General features: G+C 41.9%; 4 protein-coding genes. 1 reads left to right on the top strand and 3 read right to left on the bottom strand.

Features of this window, described 5'->3' with window-relative positions; genetic code table 11:
* The 3 genes from ACYVRA_RS06415 to ACYVRA_RS06405 all read right to left on the bottom strand — a co-directional run.
* A partial coding sequence (locus ACYVRA_RS06415; RefSeq protein WP_461251920.1) for a glutamate--tRNA ligase family protein occupies positions 1–182 on the bottom strand: 182 nt, incomplete at its 3' end.
* A 16-nt stretch (positions 183–198) separates the two neighbouring features.
* Complete coding sequence (locus ACYVRA_RS06410; protein WP_461251919.1) at positions 199–768, bottom strand: hypothetical protein; 570 nt, start codon at positions 766–768, stop codon at positions 199–201.
* Positions 769–810: 42 nt separating this feature from the next.
* On the bottom strand, positions 811–1,410 hold the full coding sequence (locus ACYVRA_RS06405; RefSeq protein WP_461251918.1) for an NUDIX hydrolase: 600 nt from the start codon (positions 1,408–1,410) through the stop codon (positions 811–813).
* Positions 1,411–1,471: 61 nt separating this feature from the next.
* Here ACYVRA_RS06405 and ACYVRA_RS06400 point away from each other — a divergent pair.
* Positions 1,472–1,662: acyl-CoA thioesterase (locus tag ACYVRA_RS06400; RefSeq protein ID WP_461251917.1), on the top strand; the 191-nt coding region annotated here is incomplete at its 3' end.

Here is a 1,662-nt window from a genome sequence, read left to right as displayed (position 1 = left end):
TCGATAAAAAACGCCTTGCAGTGGCCGATATACAGCCAGCCAGTGGGTTCCGGCGGAAAGCGCGTAAGCACATAAGTGTACTTTCCCGCGGCTAAATCTTCTTTAATAAATTCGCTGATAAAATCCGTGCGGCAGTCATCGCTGTTTTGCGGTTCAGTTTCAGTCCCTGTTGAATCAGTCATAACGCATCCCTTTAAATTAAAAATTTGTCAGATAACAAAGTCCTAAAAGCAAAATTGCCCATAACACTTTATCATTGCTGTCGATATTTTGAGTTTTTATGTCTCTTAACAACTCAAGCTTGCTTCCGTAATACCAAAAAAGCCCCATCTGCACGTCAATGCGAAAAGTATACTCGGCAAAGTCTTCTTTTTCGCTCTGAGCGCCAAAAAACAGATAGGCTAATTCATCAAGAATTACGCTAAATTCATCTATGGCTTTTATATAATCCGTCTGCTCAACCGTGGACATAAATAACGGAATGTCATCCTGCAATTTTCCCTTGCGGTCTTCATCGGATTTTTCCACCCATGTTTTTTTAATCAACAGAGCCAGATTATTTTGAAACTGATCAAGAAAAGTCCGCAACTCCCCGCTGTTTTTTTCGAGCGCGAGCAAACGCTGGTATTCAATGCCGATGCCAAGCGATTTGGCAAATTCACAAGCGGCTTTTACATCAGGTTTATGCCCCCTAGAAAACCCGTCCTTGAAAAACAGACGTTCAGCCGCTCTGCGGTATTCGCCGGGGATTGAATGATTAGCAGCCATATTACCTCGATACATAACTCAATTTGATAACTTATGTCAATTTTAGTCAAGGATGTTAAGATATGTTTTTACAGCCTTCACGGTAGAAGGAAAAGCGAACTGGGAGAAATCAATTTCTCTAGGTTTCAAAAATCGTATCTCCGAAATTTCGGCTTTTTCCCGAAGCAAGTCTTCCGTCTTAAGACCCGGCGCTCGGACTGAAAAATACATATCACACGTATTGTAATTTATGCCTTTATAACAGTAAACATTTGGAAAAGACGCAAATAATTTAAAGACATCCGATAACCTTGCGCCCTCGGGAATATGCGGCGTCCAATTAATTTCCTCCTGCAATTCGCGGTAAACGCCGTCAAGGACTCCCTCGCCCGGATCGACAAAGCCGCCGGGAAGATCGAGTTTACCGATACCCGGCTCTTTGCCCCGGACAAGAAATATGATCCTGTCCGATTCATTGCATGGCAAATTGCTAGACGGCTGCCCCGTCTCCGCAGGATTGTCATTCCCCGGCACAACGATAATACAGCCTGTAGCCGCGGCGACATTGTGATAATAAGTAAATCCGCAATCGGGACAACGGAAAGACTTTCCCTTTACAAAAGCGATTTTTTTTGAGGCGCATGACGGGCAAAAATTAAACATAGTCTATAGTACTAAAAATACGGGACTTTTCAAAGTCCCCCGCGATTAATATAATTAAGTCATGAAAACAGAGTGCTCATTAAAGGTAAGATCATACGAGTGCGACAGTTACAATCATGTAAATAACGCCAATTATCTGAATTATCTGGAATATGCCCGTTGGGAATTTTTAAAAGACATTGGTTTTGACTATGAAAAGGCATTTAAATCCGGTTATGGTACTTATATTACGCGGATAGAAATCAATTACAA

The organism is Treponema sp. R8-4-B8, from assembly GCF_054786175.1.
This window is presented reverse-complemented; position numbering and strand designations above follow the sequence as displayed.